The 1147-nt window shown below is 67.9% G+C and carries 1 pseudogene; it reads left to right on the top strand.

Annotated features, from left to right (window positions below):
* Positions 1-412: 412 nt before the first annotated feature.
* Positions 413-1046: pseudogene (locus ABD374_RS31565) on the top strand (transposase); the annotation flags it as partial.
* Positions 1047-1147: the final 101 nt, after the last annotated feature.

Genomic DNA, 1147 nt, shown 5'->3' on the forward strand with positions numbered 1-1147 from the left:
CCTGTCCGGGCTGCACCACCTCGACCACGCCTGCCGCACAGCCCTGGAGAACTGGGCCCAGCGGCACAGCGCACCCGACACCGAACCGGTGAAGGTCACGACCACCCATGCTCCCGCCCGCCCGGACGACGGCTCGGTCGGCCCGGATTCGCCGTAGGGCGGCCGCGTGCGCAACCTCGGCTGAACGGCAATGCCGGAACAAGCGGATGGTCTCGACAGCATGCCTGTCTGTCCGGCATCACCGCGGTTCCGGGGAACGCTTTGGCGCTGAGGGCGCGCATCTCCCAGGGATGCCGCTCTACAGCTTCCACCATGGCCCAACCGATCTGGCGCGGTGGGGCCACCTCATGGCACGCCGCGAGTACGGGGTGTGGGGAATCGGCAGCAGTCGGTGCGGGAGTATCGCGGGCAAATGCCTTCGCCGGGTCGACCGGGCGTTGCCTGGCGTGAGGACCGGGTCCGGTTCTGGCAGGTGATCGCGCGGGGGGCTGAGTTCAGTGGACGCAGCGGCTGCGATCGGGGTCTTGCCGGCCGTGGGGTCGCGGTGGTTTCGTCATGCTGACGGGCTGACTCCATGTCTTGCCCCGAGTGTCTCGGGCTGATACCTGTCGTTCGCCGAACGGGAGGAGATCGCTCTGCTGCGCGCCCGGGATCTCGGCGTGCGTGCGATTGCGAAATACTTAGGCCGTTGGCCCTCGACGATCTCGCGGGAACTACGGCGCAACGCGTCCACCCGGACCTATCGCCTGGGGTACCGGGCCTCGCTGGCGCAGTGGCACGCCGAGCGGCGTGCACAGAGGCCGAAGACGGCGAAGCTGGTGATCAACCAGCGTCTCCATGACTACATTCAGGGCCGGCTGGCCGAGATCGTCGTCCATGCCGCGCACGGCCAGGTCGTCGAGGGGCCGCAAGTGCGGCCGTGGCAGGGCAGGAACAAGCTTCGCCGGCAGGATCGCCGATGGGCCAGCGCGTGGAGTCCGGAGCAGATATCGCAGCGGCTCAAGGTGGACTTCCCCGAGGATGAGTCCGTGCGTATCTCCCCTGAGAAGCCGTGTCTCAACCGGTCATGGAACGTGTGAGTCGAACGGGTTTCCCGCCGGGGTGATCTTCCGGTGGTGGGTGCATGAAGGCAGGGCCCCTTGGTAGC

It is taken from the genome of Streptomyces enissocaesilis (genome assembly GCF_039533765.1).
Taxonomy (GTDB): Bacteria; Actinomycetota; Actinomycetes; order Streptomycetales; family Streptomycetaceae; genus Streptomyces; species Streptomyces enissocaesilis.